Consider the following 21478-nt stretch of genomic DNA (forward strand, 5'->3'; position numbering starts at 1 on the left):
TTTCCTTCATTCTCGCTATGTTTTCGTACCTTTGCGCCTTCTTTTTGTAGCTATTAGCGTAAATTTTGTTAATGGCTGATAGCTAAAGATTTAAGTATATGAACATTCGTAATATCGCAATCATTGCACACGTAGACCATGGTAAAACTACCCTGGTTGACAAAATCCTTCATCAGACAAACGTATTCCGGGCTAACCAGGAATCAGGCGAGCTGATCATGGATAGTAACGATCTTGAAAGAGAGCGTGGTATCACCATCTTCAGTAAGAACGCTTCTGTTGAGTACAAGGGAACCAAAATCAACGTTATTGATACTCCAGGCCACGCCGACTTTGGTGGTGAAGTGGAAAGGGTATTGAAAATGGCGGATGGTGTTATCCTGTTAGTAGATGCTTTTGAAGGACCTATGCCTCAAACACGTTTTGTGTTGCAGAAAGCCTTACAGCTGAATCTGAAGCCGATTGTTGTTATCAACAAAGTAGATAAAGCAAACTGCCGTCCTGATGAAGTACACGATGCTGTTTTTGAATTGTTCTTTAACCTGGATGCTACAGAAGATCAGTTGAATTTCCCAACCTTCTATGGTTCCGGTAAAAATGGCTGGTTCAACAGTTCATTAGAACAAAGTGAAGATATTACGCCGCTGATGGATGGTATCCTGCAATATGTGCCGGAGCCTAAAACACCAGAAGGCAACCTGCAAATGCAGATTACTTCCCTGGATTACTCTTCTTTCCTGGGTCGTATCGCAGTAGGTAAAGTTACCCGTTCTGCTATCGAAGAAGGTCAGTGGATCACTTTGATGCAGGCAGATGGTACCGCTAAAAAGCAGAAAGTGCGTGAGCTGTACATCTTTGAAGCGTTAGGTAAGAGAAAAGTAACGAAAGTATATGCTGGTGATATTTGCGCAGTAGTTGGTATTGAAGGTTTCAACATCGGTGATACTATTGCTGATGCAGAAGAACCAGAAGCATTGCCAGTTATCAGTGTGGATGAACCTACCATGAACATGTTGTTTGGTATTAACAACTCTCCGTTCTTTGGTAAAGATGGTAAGTTTGTTACTTCCCGTCACCTGCGTGATCGTTTAACGAAAGAAACTGAAAAGAACCTGGCACTCCGTGTAATGGATTCTGACAGTGCTGATAGTTTCATGGTTTATGGTCGTGGTATCCTGCACTTAGGTGTATTGATTGAGACCATGCGTCGTGAAGGTTACGAGTTGACCGTTGGTCAGCCACAAGTAATTGTGAAGCATGTGGATGGTAAAAAATGCGAACCGTACGAAACCCTGGTGGTAGACGTTCCGCAGGATTTTGCCAGCAAGGTAATTGATCTGGTAACCCGTCGTAAAGGTGAGATGCTGATCATGGAAACCAAGGGTGAAATGCAACACCTGGAATTTGAAATTCCTTCCCGTGGTTTGATTGGTCTGCGTACACAGATGCTCACTGCTACTGCAGGTGAAGCGGTAATGGCGCACAGATTCAACGATTATAAACCATGGAAAGGTGCTATCCCAGGCCGTAACAACGGTGTGTTGATTGCGAAAGAAGCAGGTACTACCACCGCTTACTCTCTCGATAAACTGCAGGATAGAGGATCTTTCTTCGTTGATCCGGGAGAAGAAGTGTATAAGGGTATGATCATTGGTGAAACCAACAAACCAGGTGACCTGGTGGTGAATCCAAACGAAGGAAAGAAACTGACCAACATGCGTGCGAGCGGAACTGATGGTGCGGCTAACATTGCGCCTAAAATTCTGATGACACTGGAAGAATGTATGGAGTATATCCAGCACGATGAGTGTATTGAAGTTACACCTAACTTCATCCGTATGCGTAAAGTTATCCTGGATGAAGAAGAGCGTAAGAGAACTGCTAAGAGCATGAAAGCTGAAGCTTAATTGCTTTGTAAGATAAACTAGTGAAAAAAGAAAAACCCGCTCCGATTACCGGAGCGGGTTTTTCTTTTTCGGGGTTAAGGGTCAAAAAAATCCCCGCCCAGGACAAGGCAGGGATGTGCATACTAACCCAATGCTTACTAAAACTAAAACTAACTTCTGTGTATATCTTTAAAGTAAGATTTAATCAAAATGTATTGACAACGTTCAAAAAGCGATCACTTATTCACCAGCATCTTATTCACCAGCATCCTGCTTTTCCTGGATCTTTACTTTAATCTTCGTTTCGATTTCTGTTGCCAGTTCAGGATTATCGCTCAGCAATTGTTTTACTGCATCACGGCCCTGACCTAATTTATTGGTATCATAGCTAAACCAGCTACCACTTTTCTGGATCACACCATATTCAACCCCCATGTCAATGATCTCTCCCATTTTGGAAACTCCCTGGCCATAGATGATATCAAATTCAGCCTGGCGGAATGGTGGAGCTACTTTATTCTTTACTACTTTTATTTTCACGCGGTTACCAATTGCTTCGTCACCATCTTTGATCTGGCTCATACGACGTATGTCGAGCCTTACAGATGCGTAGAACTTCAGCGCATTACCACCGGTGGTTGTTTCAGGATTACCGAACATCACACCTATCTTTTCACGTAATTGGTTAATAAATATGCAGCAGCAATTTGTTTTGGAAATGGTAGCGGTTAACTTACGCAGCGCCTGTGACATCAAACGGGCTTGTAATCCCATTTTACTTTCACCCATTTCTCCTTCCAGTTCACTTTTGGGTACCAGGGCAGCCACAGAGTCGATTACTACTACATCTACTGCGCCGGAGAGAATCAGGCGGTCTGCAATTTCCAGTGCCTGCTCACCATGATCTGGTTGTGATATCAACAGGGAATCTACGTCTACTCCCAGTCTTCTTGCATAAGTGCTGTCAAAAGCATGCTCCGCATCTATAATAGCGCAGATACCACCTTTCTTTTGTGCTTCTGCAATAGTATGTATCGCAATAGTGGTTTTACCGGAGGACTCAGGTCCATATATCTCAATAATTCTTCCTTTCGGTAAACCTCCAATTCCAAGTGCAATATCAAGACCCAGAGACCCGGTGGAAATAACCTCCATAGGTGCTTCTGCTTTTTCTCCCATCATCATCACAGATCCCTTACCGAAATCTTTCTCGATCTTGTCCATTGTGAGGCGCAGGGCCTTCAGTTTTTCTGCATTGGCTGTAGACATGTTATTAATGTTTTTACAAATTTAAAAGATAGCTGATCACAATTAGAAAGCATGTTAATTGGATTGCTAAGTTATAACCTAATTTTTTATTTTCCTAAATTTTTTAGCAATTTCTTTTAAATGCTAAATTAAATAGTATTTGCTTTTGTATCTTATTGATTACCCTTGTTTGTTGCTTAACAGCTTCATCTTTAAAGGTTAATCCCTAACGACATAACAAAGATGCGAACCCATTACGCATTGAATATGCGTATCAACAAACGACTCAAAAAAATTATAGACCCCCGAAAATGAGAATTCTACTGCATTTTTAAAAAGCGTAGTTATACGCTTGAGTATCAGCGCAGAAAGTTTGACTTTTGTATTGTCAAGTTTAGTTGTTGAAAGTTAATCCCCCTACTGTTTGTTAAGATTGTTTGTTAGCCTGCCTTGTGGCCTTGCATCCAATGTGTGTAAGTGATACAGTGAAGTGGTCCAGGTTAAACCCCAAAATTTTTTTTAGCCATTCTATATACTGTTCTTCCTGTTCCCTGTATGGATATCCAGCAGGGAATAAGAAAATAGAGTGGCCATTAACCCCTTATTTTACCAGGATCCAGCAGCCGGCCAGTTGAGAAACAATACCAATCAGGAAACCAATGTAAATTTCGCGGGGTGTATGCGCATCCAGCACCATCCGGGCGGTGGCCACAACAGCCGCAATAAAGAAAGTGATAACCAGGGGGACGGTTACATTCATATGCATTCCCCACATCAGCGACAATAAGAATCCAATGACGCCGCCCCAGCCAACAGTATGCATGCTGGTTTTGATAAAGTTATTGGAGATAAAAGAAATGCAGACACTGATAAAAATGCCCAGAAAGAAAGCCGTATAGAATCTTGGCGCCCGGCCTTCCTGTAAAAAAGTATAAAATGCCCAGAAGTAATACGTGATCATAGCTACGTAAGGAATAATCCTGTCGCGTTGCGTTTTCATGTATACCGAGGACACAAACTTCAACGCTTTGGCCAGCAACATAGTTAGTACCGGAAAGCCAATACTGATAATGGCTACCCGGAAATATAACATGTCGAAAGCAAAACGTTTACTGATAGTTTTAAACGCTACCATGTATTCCGGAATAGACTCCAGCACCAAAAACGTTACCAGCAGCGGAATGAACAGCGGATGTGTAAGGTAGGAAATGACCTGGGCGAGGGATCGCATTGCCGGTGAAAACTCCGGCGCCGCCTGTAAATTCCCGTTCCGGTCTAAAACTGCATGTTCTTGCATGGTATATATTGTGCTTATAATTCTTTACGTAAACGGGCTACCGGTATATTCAGCTGCTCCCTGTATTTGGCCACCGTACGGCGGGCAATATTATATCCTTTGTCCTGCAACATCTTCGTCAGATTTTCATCACTGAGCGGCTTGCGCTTGTTTTCCGCTTCTATCAGATCCGATAAAATCTTCTTTACCTCTCTCGTAGATACTTCTTCTCCACTGTCGGTAGACAAAGATTCGGAGAAGAAAAACTTCAGCTTAAAGGTACCAAACTCCGTTTGTACATATTTGCTATTGGCTACCCGGCTTACCGTAGAGATGTCCAGTTGTGTGCGATCCGCGATATCTTTCAGGATCATTGGCTTCATCGTGGTTTCATCTCCCGTAAGGAAAAATTCGCGCTGATAATCCATGATAGACTCCATGGTAGACAGTAACGTATGTTGCCGCTGCTTAATAGCATCTATAAACCATTTGGCGGCATCAATTTTTTGCTTGATAAATAATACTGCTTCTTTCTGACGCTTATCCTTTTTATCACCACGGTCATATTCTTTCAGCATTTCACGGTAACCTCCGGAAATACGCAGATCAGGTGCATTGCGGGAATTCAGTGTGAGTTCCAGCTTGCCGGCATTATTTAAGATGAAGAAGTCCGGCAGTACATAGCTTTCCGCTTTATTCAGCGTGGCAAAATTGCCACCTGGTTTGGGCGTTAGCTTAATAATCTGTGTAATGGCTTCTTTCAGGCCTTCGTCCGTTAAACTCAGCGCCTTTTGTATTTTCTCGTAGTGCTTCTTGGTAAACTCGTCGAAGTAATTTTCCAGGATGAGATAAGCATTGTGTACGCCTTCATCATCCTGCGATTTACGCTTCAATTGCAGCAATAAGCATTCTTTCAGATCGGTGGCGCATACGCCGGCCGGATCGAAATCCTGTATTTTCTTAATCAGCGTATGAATCTCTTCTTCTGTGGTGTCAATATTCTGGGAAAAAGACAGGTCATCTACCATGGAACTGACTTCCCGGCGCAAATATCCATCATCATCAATACTGCCAATGATATGTTCTGCAATGGCGTTCTGGTGGTCATCCAGTTCCAGCATGCCCAATTGACTTAGTAAGTGCTCGTGGAAGGAAGTTTCCACCCGGATAGGAATGGTTTTATTACTTTCATCCGGATCGGGATAATTATCATCGCGTAATTTGTAATCCGCCACATCATCGTCGCTGTCACTTACATATTCAGAAATATCTATATTGTCGTATTCATTTTCACTGCCATCGGGTTCAAATTCATCCTCTTCAGCAGGGCTTTCAAACTCGTCCTGCTCTTTAAATTCATCTTCACCGGCTTCTTCACCGTATTCGAGGGCAGGGTTTTCTTCCAGTTCTTCTTTGATTCTTTCTTCCAGGTTGACAGTAGGTACCTGCAGCAATTTCATAAGCTGAATTTGCTGAGGTGAAAGCTTCTGTAATAATTTTTGCTGTTGTGTCTGCTTTAGCATAATTGTTTCCCAGGGGGCAAAATTTTTAACAGCAGCCAGCTTTTAGCTTTTAGTGATTAGTAAATGCAGCGAAGATGATGTTTTTGCAGATGTCCGCTGCATTTACTAATCGCTAAAAGCTAATGGCTAACAGCTAGCTATAAGTCCAGTTCTAATTGCTCCGGCAACAAACGGAATGTTTTACGATGATAGGGCGTATCGCCAAATTCCCGTATCGCATCGCGGTGTTGCTTAGTCGGATAACCTTTATTCACATCCCAACCGAAATGAGGATAGCTGGCATGTAACTGCTGCATATATTCATCCCGGTAGGTTTTGGCCAGAATAGAAGCCGCTGCAATGGAAGCATAAATACCATCGCCTTGTATAATACATGCGTGAGGAATACTCCCATATGCATAAAAGCGGTTACCATCTACCAATATGAACTCCGGTTGTTGCTGTAGCTTCTCCAATGCCAGATGCATAGCTTTGAAGGAAGCCTTTAATATATTTATCTTGTCTATTTCTACGTTATCCACACTCGCTACGGCATAGCATATAGCTTTTTTCTCGATCACTGTCCGTAGTTTCTCCCGGTCGGCTGCTTTCATCTGTTTGGAATCATTCAGCAACGGGTGCCTGAATTTCCTGGGCAGTATCACTGCCGCTGCAAATACGGGACCCGCCAGGCATCCTCTTCCGGCTTCATCACAGCCGGCTTCTGTTAATAATTCCTGATGATAAGAAAGTAGCAAATCCTGATATATTAAGCCGGGTAAAATTACAAGATTAATGCACAAGGAACAAGGGCTGTGGAATTTTGAAGGAATACTGCAGTATTGCGCTTAATCCTTCTTAAACAGATCTTTGAAATTCTGTTTGAAATCCGTCCATTCCTTATCAGATTTTTTCATCAGCTGATCAGCCGCTAAACGGGTGCTATCCCAGGTTTCTGCACTGCTGTTTTTTACTTCTTCCAGCTTCTTATTCATCTGTGCCTTTAATGTTGCCAGTTTTTTCCGCGCTGCTTCACTTTTCTCATCACCATCTTTTTTCAACTCAGCACTGGTCTGGTCGATGTCTTTAATCCTTTCACGGATCGCATCTTCTGCCAGTTGTTTTTGCTCGGATAAATAATCACCGGTATTGCTGGCAGCAGATTTCAACTCATCACCTGCTTTCTGCAGATTTTCCTTTACCTCTTCCTTTTTTTCCTGCTGACTGCTACTCTCATTGCAGGCGAAAAATGCGGCGAGGCCTATTATTAAAAATATTTTTTTCATGCTGCAATCGTTTTTTTTCAAGGTAATAAAATATTGGCATAGCCTATAGGCTCTACCCCCTTATCAAAACATATTCCAGTTTTTGGCATCCCGGCGGCATCATATAAAAATAATTATCAGATAAGTACGCCATTGATCCCTATACCTGCGCCTGGTAACGAAAAAAAGGCTAGGTTTGAGGTCCTTAAAAACAAAACCTGACTTAATATGAGAAAAAAATTACTGGTTTTGCTCTTATTGCTTAGCGTAAGTATCAAGTGGGCTAAAGCAGACGAGGGCATGTGGCTTCCTTATTTACTGGGGCAGCAAACCTACAATGACATGGTAAAGAAGGGGCTGAAGCTTACCAAAGAGCAACTGTATAGCATCAACAAAGCCTCTCTCAAAGATGCCATTGTTATTTTTGGTGGTGGATGTACGGGAGAAATTGTAAGCAATGAAGGTCTCATTTTCACCAATCACCACTGCGGATACGGCGCTATTGCAGCCGCCAGCTCAGTAGAACACAATTACCTGAAAAACGGTTTCTACGCAAAAAATAAACAGGAAGAAATCGCTTCTTCCCAGTTGTCAGTACAATTCCTGGTGAAAGTAGACGATGTGACCAAACAGGTGGAAGAGGCTGTAAAGGGCCTTGATGGCGCTGAAAGAGCGAAAAAAGAACAACAGGCTTATGGCGAAATCATTACCAAAGCTACTGCCAATACCGGCTACGAAGCCAAGGTAATTCCAATGTTCAAAGGCAACCAGTACCTGCTGTTTGTGTACGAACGCTTTAAAGATATCCGCCTGGTAGGAACACCTCCTGAAAGTGTGGGTAAATTTGGTGGTGACACCGACAACTGGGAATGGCCACGTCATACCGGCGACTTCTCCATCTTCCGCGTGTACACCGGCAAAGACGGTAAACCTGCTCCCTACGCAGCAGACAACGTTCCCCTGAAACCTAAACATTTCCTGCCTGTATCTATCAAAGGAGTAAAGGAAAATGATTACGCCATGATTTTTGGCTACCCTGGCGGTACCAACCGCTATGAAACCTCTTATGGTATCCAGTTGAAAACAGCTATCGAGAACCCATTCCTGGTGAACCTGAGAGATGTAAGGCTCAAGGCTATGTTTGAGCAAATGAAGAAAGATCCTGCAGTAAAACTGCAATTGGCTTCCTCTTATGCCGGCATCGCTAACTACTGGAAATTCTTCGACGGGGAAACCAAACAACTCGAAAAACATGGTGTGCTGGCCGAAAAGCAAAAAGAAGAAGCTGCTTTTGCAAAATGGGCACAGGATAAACCAGAGTTTGCCAATATTCTCCGCGACTACGAAGCTAATTATAAAGCATGGACTCCCTATGCTAAACAGCGTGTTTACCTGAATGAAGGTATCCTGGGTTCTCCGGTGGCAGCTTTCGCCGCTTCATTAATGGGTGTTGAAAAAGCCCTGGTAACACCAGGCGCCCCTAAAGATGCAGTAAAGCAAGCTATAGAAGCTGCTGATAAAGCAAGAACCACTTTCCTCGAAGGTGAAAACAAGCCAAGCGATCAGAAAATTCTTGCAGCTACCTGCCGTATGTATTATAATGATGTGGCGAAAGAGCAACAACCTGCTGCGTTTTACGATGGTCTGAAGGCAAAATATGGCAGCCTGGATGAGGAAAATACTTACCGTACCTGGGCCGCTGCATTAATGAACAATACCTTCATTTTTGATGATGCCAAATGGAAAGCATTCGTATCTAACCCGGATGCAGTAACCCTGCAGAATGATCCTGCATTTGCTTACGCCAGTACTTTTATTAAGAATTTTGTAGGTAAATACCTGCCAATATACAACCAGTTCGTGGCTAAGAATAATGATCTGGGCCGCACTTACCTGAAAGGCGTCATGCAGATGAATCCTAATGCCAACAGGTACCCGGATGCTAACTTTACCATGCGCTTGTCTTATGGTCAGGTAAAGCCATATTCTCCACGTGATGCTGTACACTACGATTACGTTACCACCATGAAAGGTGTAATCGAAAAATATGTACCGGGCGATTACGAATTTGATCTGCCTGCCAATTATGTAGATCTATACAATAAAAAAGACTTCGGTCAATATAAAGATGCCCGCAAAAATGATATCGTAGTAGGTTTTATTACTACTAATGACATCACCGGCGGTAACTCCGGTTCTCCTGTTATCAATGCTAACGGAGAACTGATCGGTCTTGCTTTCGATGGTAACTACGAAGCACTGAGCCACAAAATTCAGTTTGATTCCGAATACAATCGTACTATCTGTGTTGATGTACGCTATGTATTATGGTGCATCGAAAAACTGGGTGGTGCTAAGAATATTATCAATGAGCTGAAGCTGGTGAAATAAAGCCTGCAGATGTTTTTAAAGAGATGTCCCGTGTCGGTTATACCGGCACGGGATTTTTTTATCCCGATATTCTGTTAACCGGCAAACTTTTTTTTGATCAGGCTGTTATCCGGAAAAGGCCTTGTTCAAAACTATATAACAACCGTGCATGCATAAACGAATTTTACGCGTTGCCATCTGTTTGATCATTTGCTGTTGTACTGCCAGCTATACATATGCCTGGTCATTAACCCCTGTACAAGACAGCACTGCAAAAGATTCTGCTGTACAGAAGCTGGCCGGTTTTATTAAGAAGATCTCTTTTGGTGGGGTTTTTCAGGCACGTTACACCGGTTCTTTGGTGAAGGATGTAGATGTTAATGGTGTCCACCAGCCTAACACGGATGAAGTAGTACGGAACAGCTTCAGTATTAAAAGAGCGCGTTTACAGGCCAAGGCACAGGTCAGCGACCGATTTACGGCTGCTATACTGGTGAATCTGGCGGAGTTTTCCGGCGACACAAAAGGGAAAGTCCTGGAAAATGCCTATATCTCTTACCGTTGGAATGATGCCTTCAACTTTACTATTGGGCAGTTCAGGCCCTCTTTCGGATTGGAAGACCTTTTTCCGGTAGACATTGTTCAATCCATGGATTTTTCCAATCAATACTATGCTTTTGGCAGCAATGGCTGGCAAAGTTTCCAGATAGGGGTATCTATGTTCGGCGCCTTTAATAAAGAAAGTAAGGTGCCGATGAAGTATGCCATCTCTGTAGTAAATGGTAATAACCGCAACCAGCCATCAGATAACGATAATGGCAAGCTGGGTACAGCCCGGCTGGAATTTGGAGATATGAATAAAATATCGCTGGGACTGAACGGAGGTTTTGGCAAGGTAAAGAAACAAAGCGTATATGCGTTGGGGATAGATGTTAACGGAGTAATCCCCCTGTCGCCCCGGTGGGATCTGCAGTTACAATCTGAATATAAGCAGGGCAACAATCACCAGTTGTATTATGCATTGCCGGATAGCCTGCGGAAAGGAGGCGTTGGTAACTATACTATGAACGGGATATATGTACTTCCCAACTTCCGGTATAAGATTAATTATCATAAGCTAACCTCCATTGAAGTGTCTATGCGGTATGAGTATTTTAATGAAGATGAGCAACATAATGGAAATGTACGCCGGTCTTATATTCCTATGGTGAGCCTGGCTTTTTTGAAAGACTACGGAGGGCGTATTCAGTTAGGAATGCAAATAGACCAATACAATAAAGATATTTCAGGAACCAAAACACACAATAGCAATCTTCTGATTGCACAGGTACAATGTAGATTTTAAAGGCTGTGTATATGAAAGAAATCAAGTATCCTCAATTATTAATTACCGCGGCCCTGGGCCTGTTAATCTGGTTTATACCGCCTCCCGCAGGTGTAAAGCCGGAGGCCTGGCATCTGTTAGCCATCTTCCTGGCTACTATTATAGGTATTATCATGAAAGCAGCCAGCATGGGCACTATGTCGATGATCGCCATCACGCTGGTGGCCGTTTCCGGCGTATTGGCGCCCGGAGATCCGGCAAAATCAATTTCCCTGGCACTCAGCAGTTTCGGCGACAAGGTAATATGGTTGATTGGTATTTCTTTTTTTATTGCGCGTGGATTTATTAAAACAGGATTGGGTAAACGGATTGCGTATTTGTTTATCCGTGTATTTGGCAGGAGTTCATTAGGACTGGCTTATGGACTGGGGTTGGCAGATCTGGTGCTGGCGCCCGCGGTACCCAGTAACACCGCCAGGGGAGGTGGGATCATTTATCCTATTATGAAGTCTATGGCAATCAACTTTGGATCTGTACCAGAAGAACCTGCTACACATCGCAAGTTAGGTGCTTACCTCACACTTAACAGCTATAACATGAACCTTATTACTTCTTCCATGTTTTTAACTGGTACTGCCAGTAATCCTATGTGTCAGAAGTTTGCGAAAAATATGGGGATTGATATTTCCTGGATGTCGTGGTTTACGGCCGCTATTGTGCCGGCTATAGCTTCTATTCTTGTAGTGCCCTGGATTTTATATAAGATATATCCACCGGAATTAAAGTCGACGGGTGATGCGCCGGCAATGGCAGCAGAGAAATTAAAGGAGATGGGCCCGGTACACAGAGATGAATGGTTGATGCTCCTGGCCTTTGTGATTCTTTTAGTGTTGTGGATCACCGGAGATCTTTTTGGTATTGACGCTACCTCTACTGCCTTGATAGGGTTGGTATTCCTGTTGATTTCCCAGGTGCTTACCTGGGAGGATGTGAAGTCAGAGAAAGGAGCCTGGGATACTATTGTATGGTTTTCTGCACTCGTAATGATGGCCAGCTTTCTGAATACGCTTGGCTTTATTCCCTGGTTCAGCGATCTGATGAAACAACAGGTGGGGGGCATGAAATGGACAATTGCCTTTCCGATTATTGTGCTGGTATATTTTTATAGTCATTACATTTTTGCCAGTGCTACAGCCCATGTAGCGGCAATGTACTCTGCTTTCCTGGGAGTAGGTATTTCAGTAGGAGTGCCGGGTACGTTGCTGGCGTTGGTGTTGGGATTCTGTGGTGGCATCTTCGGCACACTTACGCATTATGGACATGGTCCGGCGCCGGTATTTTTTGGTAGTACTTATGTAGATCTGAAAGACTGGTGGAAATGCGGGTTTATTTTAAGTGTGGTATTGATTATTATATGGATGGGACTGGGAGGCATTTGGTGGAAAATATCAGGTATTTGGTAAATATATCGTTAAATATATTTTTATGGGTCAATGGAAGCAGCAAACATTATCCAGGAAAAACTGGATGGCATTTACAGGATTATTTCTATGCTTTTTCCTGGTGATACATCTTGCTGGTAACCTGCAATTGTTTTTGCCGGCACACAGGGCGCATACACAGTTTAATCTCTATTCCCGTATCCTTTCAGACAACATCATTATCAAGGCCATCTCCTATATTCTCTTTGCCAGTATCATCGGACATGTGATATATGCTATCATTATCACGCTGGCTAATAACCGGGCAAGGAATGTAAAGTATCACTACGACCGGCGGGGCGCCGTAAGTACCTGGTACAGCCGTAATATGGGGCTGTTGGGTACCATCATTTTTATTTTCCTGGTTATTCACCTGAAGGACTTCTGGTACGTATACAAATACGGCAATCTGCCACTGGACGCCAACGGACATAAAGATTTATATATACTGGTGGTAAGTGTTTACAGCGAATTATGGTATGTGATCTTATATGTGATTTGTATGGTGGCGCTTTGTTATCACCTGTTACACGGTTTCTTCAGTGCGGCCCGCACGCTGGGGCTTTATCACCCCAAATATGCGCGTTGGGTCAGGATGATAGGCTGGATATTTAGTATTGGCATCAGTGCCGGATTTGCCGCCATGCCCATTTATGTTCATTTCTTAAAATAGTTGGTTATGCTGGACGCAAAAATACCGGGCGGGCCACTGGAAGACAAGTGGAGTTACTATAAAGCACATGCAAAGCTGGTAAATCCGGCCAATAGAAAGAAGCTGACTGTAATTGTGGTGGGAACGGGGCTGGCTGGCAGCTCTATTGCGGCTTCGCTGGGAGAGATGGGATATAACGTAAAGAGTTTTTGTTTCCAGGATTCACCCCGGAGAGCTCATTCTGTGGCCGCGCAAGGCGGTGTTAACGCCTGTAAAAATTATAAGAATGACGGGGATAGCGTTTATCGTATGTTTTATGATACCATTAAGGGCGGCGACTTCCGCGCCAGGGAAGGCAATGTATACCGGATGGCAGAATGTAGTGCTAACCTGATTGATCAAGCGGTGGCACAGGGAGTGCCTTTCGGCCGTGAATATGGCGGGTATCTGAACAACAGGTCTTTTGGTGGCGTACAGGTATCCCGTACTTTTTATGCGAGGGGGCAAACAGGTCAGCAGTTGCTGTTGGGTGCTTATCAGGCGCTCATGCGACAGGTGGGCGCCGGCACGGTGCAATTGTTTGCCCGTCATGAAATGCTTGACCTGGTGGTCGCTGGTGGAAAAGCGAAAGGCGTAATTGTTCGCAACATGGATACCGGGGAACTGGAGCGTCATGGCGCACATGCGGTGGTACTTGCCACCGGAGGATTCGGTAAAATTTATTATTTGTCTACGCTGGCTATGGGCTGCAATGGTTCTGCCATCTGGCGGGCGCATAAACGGGGTGCTTATATGGCCAACCCGAGCTGGACCCAGATTCATCCTACCAGTTTACCACAGTCCGGCGAATACCAGTCAAAGCTCACGCTGATGTCGGAGTCCCTGCGAAATGATGGGCGTATCTGGGTACCGAAGAAAGAAGGGGAAGAGCGGGAGCCGAACCAGATACCAGAGGAAGAAAGAGATTATTACCTGGAAAGAAGGTACCCGGCTTTTGGTAACCTGTCTCCCCGCGATATCGCTTCCCGTGCCGCCAAAGAGCGGATAGACGCGGGTTATGGCATTGGCCCGCTAAAAAATGCAGTGTATCTCGATTTTTCCAAAGCCATAAAAGATCAGGGAGAAGATACCATTCGTAAAAAATACGGCAACCTGTTTCGTATGTATGAAAAAATTACCGGCGTAGATGCGTATAAAGAACCGATGCGTATTTCTCCGGCGGCCCATTTTTCTATGGGCGGACTGTGGGTAGATTATGAGTTGATGACCACCATTCCCGGGTTGTTTGCTTTGGGAGAAGCCAACTTCGCTGACCATGGCGCAAATCGGTTAGGTGCCAATTCTCTCTTACAGGCCTGTGTTGACGGTTATTTTATTGCACCTTACACAATGGCCAATTACCTCGCAGATGAAATAAAAGCAGGGCCCATAGATGTCAGGGATGCTCCCTTTGCGGCTGCTGAAGAAAATGTACATCAACAGTTAAAAAGGCTCATGGGCATACAGGGCAATTTAAGTGCAGATTATTTCCATAAAACGTTGGGGAAGATCTTATATGATAAATGTGGGTTAAGCCGGTCGAAAGAAGGACTGGAAGCAGCGATTAAAGAAATAGCAGCATTAAGGGAAGAATTTTGGCAGCGTTTATACGTGCCCGGTGGGTATGCGATTAACACAGAGCTGGAGAAAGCCGGTAGAGTAGCGGATTACCTGGAGCTGGGAGAATTGATGTGTTATGATGCACTTGCCCGTGACGAATCCTGTGGTGCACATTTCCGGGTAGAACACCAAACACCGGAAGGAGAGGCGATGCGCAATGACCAGGATTTCTCTTTTATATCTGCCTGGGAATGGGAGGGCGCAGATAAACCGCCATTATTACATAAAGAGCCTTTGCATTTCGAATTTGTAACACCTACAGTAAGAAGCTACAAATAACTTAAACTAACGGTTATGCGTATACGATTAAAAATATGGCGGCAGGAAAATCAGCAGGATCCTGGTAAAATGGTGAATTATACGTTGGAAGATATCAATCCGCACATGTCTTTCCTGGAAATGCTGGATACGCTGAATGAGCAGTTGTTGCAGGACGGTACGCGTCCGGTGGAGTTTGATCACGACTGCCGGGAAGGTATTTGCGGGCAATGTGGTGTTATGATTAATGGACGTGCGCATGGACCCTTAGCGAATACAACAACGTGCCAGTTGCATATGCGCACATTTACCGATAATGAAGAAATTGTAATAGAGCCTTTCCGTGCAACTGCTTTTCCCGTAAAATGTGACTTAAAGATAGATCGTACTGCCTTTGACCGTGTGATACAATCGGGGGGATTCATTTCCGTAAATACAGGACAGGCACCAGAAGCAAACGACATGGCCATCGGCTCCCCAACAGCGGAAGCCGCCTTTGATGCAGCGGCTTGTATCGGTTGCGGCGCCTGTGTAGCGGTGTGTAAAAATTCCAGTGCCGCCTTATTTACCAGTGCAAAAATATCGCACCTGGTACTGTTGCCGCAAGGCAAAATAGAGGCACAGGAAAGGGTGAGAAAAATGGTGGATCAGATGGACAAAGAAGGCTTCGGCCACTGCAGTAATACGGAAGCCTGTGAAGCAGAATGTCCGCAACAAATATCCGTGCTGCACATTGCCCGCATGAACTATGAGTATAACAAAGCACAGGTACTGAAAAAGTAAAATCAACTTTTCATAGGCCCGTACACGTAATACTACTTATTTTAAAAATAAGTTAGGATACGTGTCTTTTTTTGAAAATTACGTCGTAAATTTGCGTCCGTTTGAATACCGAAATATGCTGTTGCTGATAAGAGTTGCAATTGCAATAGTGTTAACCCCGGTGAATTATTTGTTAACAGGGCTGTGACCCCCCAAAAGAATTAATAAGATGAAATTTAGAATGTTTGTAGCAGCTATTATGCTGTTGATAACAGCCATGACGGCTTGTTCCCCTAATCAGAAAGAAAACACCACTGAAGTAGTAACTGGTAATGCAGGTAATTTCCTGATCATTAAAGGACATGGTTTTAGTGAAGACAAAAACCTGAACAAAGTAATCTTTGGAACGGTGCCTGCACAGGTGTTGCGGGCAGAGTCGAATTACCTGCTGGTACAGGTGCCTGCACAGAAAGTTGCCACTGTTCCTGTTGTAGTTACAGTTGGTGAAAATATCTCTAACGCAATGATGTTTGCATATCATCCTAAGTTGGTAGCGGCCAGCTTTTAAAAGAGTGTGAGTTAAATGTAGTGGGTAGGGATCTGTTAAGATCTCTACCCATTCTGTTTTAATTCACTTTTTTTGCCTACACTTGCTATATGTACAAGGAGATACGGCCACATCATTTGCTAATGGATTATGTTGATGCCTATTGGGTAAGCACCACGGTGTCGTTGGGCCAACAGCGTATTTTACCGGATACTTGTGCCGATATTATATTTAATATCGGGGAAGAAATAATTACCATCGACAATGGTGACAAAATTGCCCCACATACTGCTTTTGCAGTAGGCACCATGACAGCTTTCCAGGACTCGCAGATAGCAGCAGGTACGCAATTGCTGGGAATCCGTTTCCGGCCGGGAGGCCTGTATGCCTTTATCGGGTTGCCTTTACAACTGATTACAGATATACACCTGCCATTAAAAGTAATGGCGGGAAATTGGCATACCCTGTTGGAACCTATATTGGCAAAGGAACGTTCAGTGCCGGCAAAAATCCGATGCCTGGAAAAATTCCTGTTGCAACAACTTCCGGAAAAGAAAGTGATCACCGGCAGTATACACCATACTATTACGCAGATCCAGCAATCCAAAGGCAATGTTGCAGTAGAAGCACTGGCTGCATCTGTGTTTATGAGTCCCCGTAATTTCGAAAGACATTTCCTGCAAACAGTAGGTGTATCTCCCAAGAAATTTTCCCGTATTGTACGCTTTATCGCCATTAAACAGCAGTTGAAAGGAAGTACCAATACACCCTTATTATCATTGGCATTAGAGAATGGATTTTATGATCATGCACATCTGACACGCGAGTTTAGCGCGTTTGCAGGCGTGAGCCCTACTACGTATTTACAGCGCCTTTAAATAGAGAGGTACTATAATTGTCGTTTTTATACAAATCATATTTTTCAGGTCGTCTTACCTTCATAAATCAGTTATAAAGCCACTATTTTATGGAACAGCGATTAACACTAATAACACTGGGCGTGCGTGATCTTTCACGTGCATTAAAATTTTACGAACAAGGACTAGGCTGGAAAAAATCTGCGGCCAGTAACGAACACATTGCATTTTTTTCGCTGGGCGGAATGGTGCTTTCGCTTTATTCCCGGGAAATGTTAGCAAAGGATGCGCTTCAGCCGTCAGTGGGGAAAGGCTTCAGTGGTATCACGCTGGCCTATAATACCAGGAGCAGGGATGAAGTAGATGCCGTATTAGAACTTGCTGCTAAAGCGGGTGCGGAAATTCTTAAACCGGCACAGGAGGTTTTCTGGGGCGGTTATAGCGGCTATTTCAGCGATCCGGAAGGGCATATATTTGAAGTAGCACACAACCCTTTCTGGGAGCTGAATGAGCGGGGAGAAGTAGTACTTCCTTCCTGATGATATATACCTATAAAAAGTGAAGGCAGCTGATAACCTGGAGATTATCAGCTGCCTTCACTTTTTATAGTTCATTATTATTTATCCTGCATACCAAACATGACAATAATTTTTCCATCCTTATACAGGTTGAGTGTTTGATCAGCTACATCATACCGGTAAGCATTTTCACTGAGCAGTTTGATAAACTCGGATTCACGGCGCATGGCAGTAGCATCGGGGCAAGCCATGCGGGTGCTGATAACAGCAGAGAATTTAATTTCCTCTTTTGTGGCGTTATAACCACCGGAAATGCTGTTGCAGCCACCTTTACCGTGGAAACGTTTTTTATCTGTATCAAATTCTATCCACATACCGGCATTGGTCAATGTGGCATCATTCATTTTAATTACGTTCCATTTTTTGCTGGCAATGAAAGCCCATTGTTTGCTGTCAGGGCTTGGATCTTCTATTGCAAACTGCATCACTGCTTTCCCATTTTGAGAGAACGTTACAGTTTGGCCTTCTACGGAATAGGTAAAGCTGTGTCCTCCAAGTAATTGCTGAAAGGTGGATTCGCGGCGCATTACATCGGCATCCGGGCAGGCCATCATGGTGCTAACGCCTCTGGTGAAGGAGACTTTATTTCCTGCCATAGTATAACCACCGGAGATACCGTTGCAACCACCTTTACCGTGAAAGTTTTTCTTTTTGGCATCCAGCTCAATCCATACACCAGAGTTGCTGATACTTTCATCATTGAGTTGGGTGAGGGTTAGTTTTTTGCCGGTAATGCCTGCATTTCCGGAAGTACTACCTTTCGGCTGCAGGTTGAATTGCATCACAGTTTTACCGTTTTGAAGGAGGTTTACATTGCTGCCTACCACTTCATATTTGAAAGTCTGGTCGCCTAAATGTTGCTGGAAGGCGCCTTCGCGTTGCATGATATCTCTATCCGGGCAGGCCATCAGCGTACCGGCCATTTTACTGAAAGTAATATTATTACCAGCGGAGGTGAAGCTTCCCATGGTGCGGTTACAACCGGCACTACCTGAAACGCGTTTGTTGGCAGCGTCAAATTCCAGCCAGGTTTTCCCATCAGAAATGTTGGCGTCATCCATTTGAACCAGTACCCATTTTTTGTTGAGGATACCTGTTAACTGGTTACTGGTACGAATTCTCTTTTTCTCCAACACTTTTGTTAAAGTGTACTTAATGTTAGGGGCGTCTGCTGGCGGGTTTTTTACCGGGGTAATTCTTACTCTCAATTTATAACGGTAGCCAGGTACGTATTTAAAGCCGTTTATGTTGGTGTATAAATTGGACCAGTCTGCGTCATTAACGCCTTTTATCTGCAAACACTCCATAGGCGCCACTCCTGTGCAGGGCTCCTTGGTTTCTTTCACATAGATCACCTGTGTTTTTGCAGGTGCTGGCTTGTTTTGAATGGGGGCCATGAAAGTTGTGGCGAGCGTGATGGCTAATTCGAATAGCATAAAATATAGATTTTAATAAATAACAACAAAAGGAACGATCAGGTTTTATCTTTTGTTACAATAGGCTATATTTTTCAAAAACGCTGCCAGACTCACTCTGAGGCATATACTATTCGCTAACACAGCCATGGTGGGCTGTTTTGTTTGTTTTGCCAATGCCATATATAATAGATTCATAATAGGCCAGCTTATCTTTTCCCGGCAAAGCAATGATCGTTACATCATTGGCAGCAAGTAAATCCAGCTTGAATTTGGATGCCACTACATATTCTTCGGGGATGTAATAATATATTTTATTAGGTACCGGCACATTTTTATGGTGAAACTTTTGTCGCGCTCTGTAGGTCAGTAACCACCACAGGTCTGTTTCTACAAAGTCGAGCGATAAGCCGAAGATGTGAATATCATCCGTAAAGAATAAGTCAATCCACGAATGAAAGTATACTTCTTTGGAATGTATACGACGTAGTAATGAACGCCGTGGTACTTCTTTAGACGTATACACGGTACCGCTGACTACATAGTTGCGCATCATCTGTAATTGTCCGCCATAGTGCTCAAAGCCCAGGTTAATACTCATTGGATTGAGGCAGTCACCGTGTATATGCCAGTAATTAGTATCCCCAACTTTATATTTTCTGAAGATGCTGTAAAACTTTTCGTTGATCAGACTGGTATTTTCCAACGGAGTGCTGCCTTCCAGTGTGAACTCGTAATTGGTGGTAAGGATATGCGCCGGTTTAAGCGCCCTGATGGCGCTATGTATAGGATTGCCTTTAATCTCCGCCGCTTTGATAGCGATGAATGATTTCAGGTCTTTCTCCCGGATTTTATGATTTTTGCTGGCGGTTAAAAAGATTTCTTCATACAACAATGGGAAAGGTTTTTTATTGTCCAGCTCTACACAGTCGCCTGCATGGCAGAAGGTGATAATATCCTGTAGCAGGTCTTTCCAGCTTTGTCCGCTGGAGATGTTGTTGATGTCATTTCCAATTAATAGCACGTGGTTTTTCATAAGATACATTCGGTTTTTAAGGGTTGATGAATCGGAAGGTGAGGTTAATTCTTCCCGTATTTACTTTAGTAGTTTTAGGCACCTGGTGTTCCCAGTAGGTTTGCAGGGAGCCTTTCATAATGAGTAAGGAGCCATGTTGTAGCGGCAGCTCATATTTGCGGGAATGATCATTTTTATACCGGAGCATGAAGCGCCGGGTAGCGCCGAAGTTTACAGAGGCAATCACCGGTTCTGGGCCCAGCTCCGGCTCATCATCGGCGTGCCAGCCCATAGAGTCGTTTCCGTTACGATATAAGTTCAATAGTACACTGTTGAAAGCATGTCCGCTTACCGGGGTAATCCGCTCGCGTATTTGTACCAGGGCGGGCGTCCAGCTTTCGGGGGAATAAGTAGTCCCGGCAAAGCGGTAAGAAGAGGTAGCGTCGCCATACCAGGCCATCAGCCTCGGAAATAAAACAGGTTTCCCATACATCATCATTGACTCCTGTTTCCAGGCAATGCTGTCTGTTAGTATACGCATGAAATCGTCGCTTTCCACTGTCGTAAAAAACTGTGGATAATAGGCCAGCTCTCCATTCAGTAATGAAATCTCTTTGGCTGCATCCCCATCGTCGAAGAAACTTCCCTGCACATTCATACTATAAATTTAAGAACACGCTACGCAGTGTATATGTGGAGTTATTTGTCGGGCGTATTATCTTTCCAGGACCACAGATAGCGACAGGCATGAGTACGGTAGGGCGACCATTTCGCCGATATTTTGCGCAGTTGATCCCTGAATTCTTTCTTGTTGTCCCGGTCCAGTTTATATAGTTTAATCATGGCCTGCTGCAACCCCCAGTCATCTATGGCAAAAACATCTTCCCGGCCCAGGTAAAACATCAACAGCATTTCCACCGTCCAGCGGCCTACGCCCTTGATTTGCGTCAAATAAGCGATGATGGTTTCATCATCCATTTTTTTCAGCTTACTATCGGTGACTTTTTCTGCAATCACAAAAGCAGCAACGTTATGCACATAGGTGACTTTGGCGTTGGACAAACCAATACCGCGAAGGGTCAGTGCCGGGGTATCCAGTATTTGTTGGGCAGTAGGTTCCTTGCGGCCGTAAAGGTCCAGGAAGCGGGAGTAGATCACATCCGCTACCTTAACGGACAGCTGTTGACTCATAATAGAGCCGATCAGCTTCAGGCAGATATTTTTTCGTATAGTCAGCTCCGTTAATGGGCCGTCAATAATTTTTCCGAGCTTTTTATCTTTGCCCAGGTGGTCCAGGTAGTGAATCCGCCTGGCTTCCGGAGCGCCTGTTGATTTGGGCATAATACGTTTTTTAATGAAATACGTCACTTGTCATCCACCCCG

At 44.0% G+C, this 21478-nt stretch carries 19 protein-coding genes; 10 read left to right on the forward strand and 9 right to left on the reverse strand.

Translation table 11 applies throughout. From position 1 onward, the window contains the following. Positions 1-98: 98 nt before the first annotated feature. Positions 99-1907, forward strand: a complete 1809-nt coding sequence (typA, locus tag J7623_RS00985) for a translational GTPase TypA (protein ID WP_291916176.1) — start codon at positions 99-101, stop codon at positions 1905-1907. Positions 1908-2141: 234 nt separating this feature from the next. On the opposite strand, the gene recA is transcribed toward typA, so the two are convergent. The 5 genes from recA to J7623_RS01010 all read right to left on the reverse strand — a co-directional run bounded on the left by recA (position 2142) and on the right by J7623_RS01010 (position 7198). Continuing rightward, on the reverse strand, positions 2142-3155 hold the full coding sequence (recA, locus tag J7623_RS00990; protein WP_291916179.1) for a recombinase RecA: 1014 nt from the start codon (positions 3153-3155) through the stop codon (positions 2142-2144). Between the two features lie 580 nt (positions 3156-3735). Continuing rightward, entirely contained in the window at positions 3736-4431 is a 696-nt protein-coding gene (locus J7623_RS00995; RefSeq protein ID WP_291916182.1) for a hypothetical protein, read from the reverse strand. A 14-nt stretch (positions 4432-4445) separates the two neighbouring features. Further along, on the reverse strand, positions 4446-5933 hold the full coding sequence (gene rpoN / locus J7623_RS01000) for an RNA polymerase factor sigma-54 (protein WP_291916185.1): 1488 nt from the start codon (positions 5931-5933) through the stop codon (positions 4446-4448). A 137-nt stretch (positions 5934-6070) separates the two neighbouring features. Beyond that, positions 6071-6670 carry a ribonuclease HII gene (locus J7623_RS01005; protein ID WP_291916186.1) on the reverse strand — a complete coding sequence of 200 codons (600 nt, stop codon included), beginning with the start codon at positions 6668-6670 and terminating at the stop codon, positions 6071-6073. 90 nt (positions 6671-6760) lie between these two features. After that, the gene (locus J7623_RS01010; protein WP_291916188.1) at positions 6761-7198 is read right to left on the reverse strand and encodes a hypothetical protein; all 438 of its coding nucleotides are present in this window, start codon (positions 7196-7198) and stop codon (positions 6761-6763) included. Positions 7199-7405: 207 nt separating this feature from the next. Between J7623_RS01010 and J7623_RS01015 the strand changes: the two genes are divergently transcribed. From J7623_RS01015 to J7623_RS01055, 9 genes are all read left to right on the forward strand, one after another. After that, positions 7406-9568, forward strand: coding sequence for a S46 family peptidase (locus tag J7623_RS01015; RefSeq protein WP_291916190.1), 2163 nt, complete (start codon positions 7406-7408; stop codon positions 9566-9568). 148 nt (positions 9569-9716) lie between these two features. Then, positions 9717-10892, forward strand: a complete 1176-nt coding sequence (locus J7623_RS01020) for a porin (RefSeq protein WP_291916192.1) — start codon at positions 9717-9719, stop codon at positions 10890-10892. An 11-nt stretch (positions 10893-10903) separates the two neighbouring features. After that, positions 10904-12334: an anion permease gene (locus J7623_RS01025; RefSeq protein WP_291916194.1), complete on the forward strand. Its 1431-nt coding sequence runs from the start codon at positions 10904-10906 to the stop codon at positions 12332-12334. 22 nt (positions 12335-12356) lie between these two features. After that, entirely contained in the window at positions 12357-13025 is a 669-nt protein-coding gene (locus J7623_RS01030; protein ID WP_291916197.1) for a succinate dehydrogenase cytochrome b subunit, read from the forward strand. A 6-nt stretch (positions 13026-13031) separates the two neighbouring features. Further along, positions 13032-14942 (forward strand): fumarate reductase/succinate dehydrogenase flavoprotein subunit, encoded by a 1911-nt coding sequence (locus J7623_RS01035; RefSeq protein WP_291916200.1) that lies wholly within the window; start codon positions 13032-13034, stop codon positions 14940-14942. 15 nt (positions 14943-14957) lie between these two features. After that, positions 14958-15704: a succinate dehydrogenase/fumarate reductase iron-sulfur subunit gene (locus J7623_RS01040; protein WP_291916202.1), complete on the forward strand. Its 747-nt coding sequence runs from the start codon at positions 14958-14960 to the stop codon at positions 15702-15704. Between the two features lie 208 nt (positions 15705-15912). Beyond that, positions 15913-16251: an IPT/TIG domain-containing protein gene (locus J7623_RS01045; protein WP_291916205.1), complete on the forward strand. Its 339-nt coding sequence runs from the start codon at positions 15913-15915 to the stop codon at positions 16249-16251. 89 nt (positions 16252-16340) lie between these two features. Continuing rightward, the gene (locus J7623_RS01050; RefSeq protein ID WP_291916208.1) at positions 16341-17108 is read left to right on the forward strand and encodes a helix-turn-helix domain-containing protein; all 768 of its coding nucleotides are present in this window, start codon (positions 16341-16343) and stop codon (positions 17106-17108) included. Positions 17109-17197: 89 nt separating this feature from the next. Continuing rightward, positions 17198-17626, forward strand: coding sequence for a VOC family protein (locus tag J7623_RS01055; RefSeq protein WP_291916211.1), 429 nt, complete (start codon positions 17198-17200; stop codon positions 17624-17626). Between the two features lie 77 nt (positions 17627-17703). Here the strand turns inward: J7623_RS01055 and J7623_RS01060 are convergent, their stop codons facing one another. The 4 genes from J7623_RS01060 to J7623_RS01075 all read right to left on the reverse strand — a co-directional run bounded on the left by J7623_RS01060 (position 17704) and on the right by J7623_RS01075 (position 21436). Beyond that, on the reverse strand, positions 17704-19101 hold the full coding sequence (locus J7623_RS01060; protein WP_291916213.1) for an META domain-containing protein: 1398 nt from the start codon (positions 19099-19101) through the stop codon (positions 17704-17706). A gap of 109 nt (positions 19102-19210) precedes the next feature. Beyond that, a complete protein-coding gene (locus tag J7623_RS01065) occupies positions 19211-20116 on the reverse strand; it encodes a hypothetical protein (protein WP_291916215.1) in 906 nt (301 codons plus the stop codon). Between the two features lie 16 nt (positions 20117-20132). Then, positions 20133-20753: an alpha-ketoglutarate-dependent dioxygenase AlkB gene (locus tag J7623_RS01070; RefSeq protein ID WP_291916218.1), complete on the reverse strand. Its 621-nt coding sequence runs from the start codon at positions 20751-20753 to the stop codon at positions 20133-20135. A gap of 41 nt (positions 20754-20794) precedes the next feature. Then, positions 20795-21436: a DNA-3-methyladenine glycosylase 2 family protein gene (locus tag J7623_RS01075; protein ID WP_291916222.1), complete on the reverse strand. Its 642-nt coding sequence runs from the start codon at positions 21434-21436 to the stop codon at positions 20795-20797. Positions 21437-21478: the final 42 nt, after the last annotated feature.

It is taken from the genome of Chitinophaga sp. (genome assembly GCF_017745275.1).
GTDB lineage: Bacteria > Bacteroidota > Bacteroidia > Chitinophagales > Chitinophagaceae > Chitinophaga.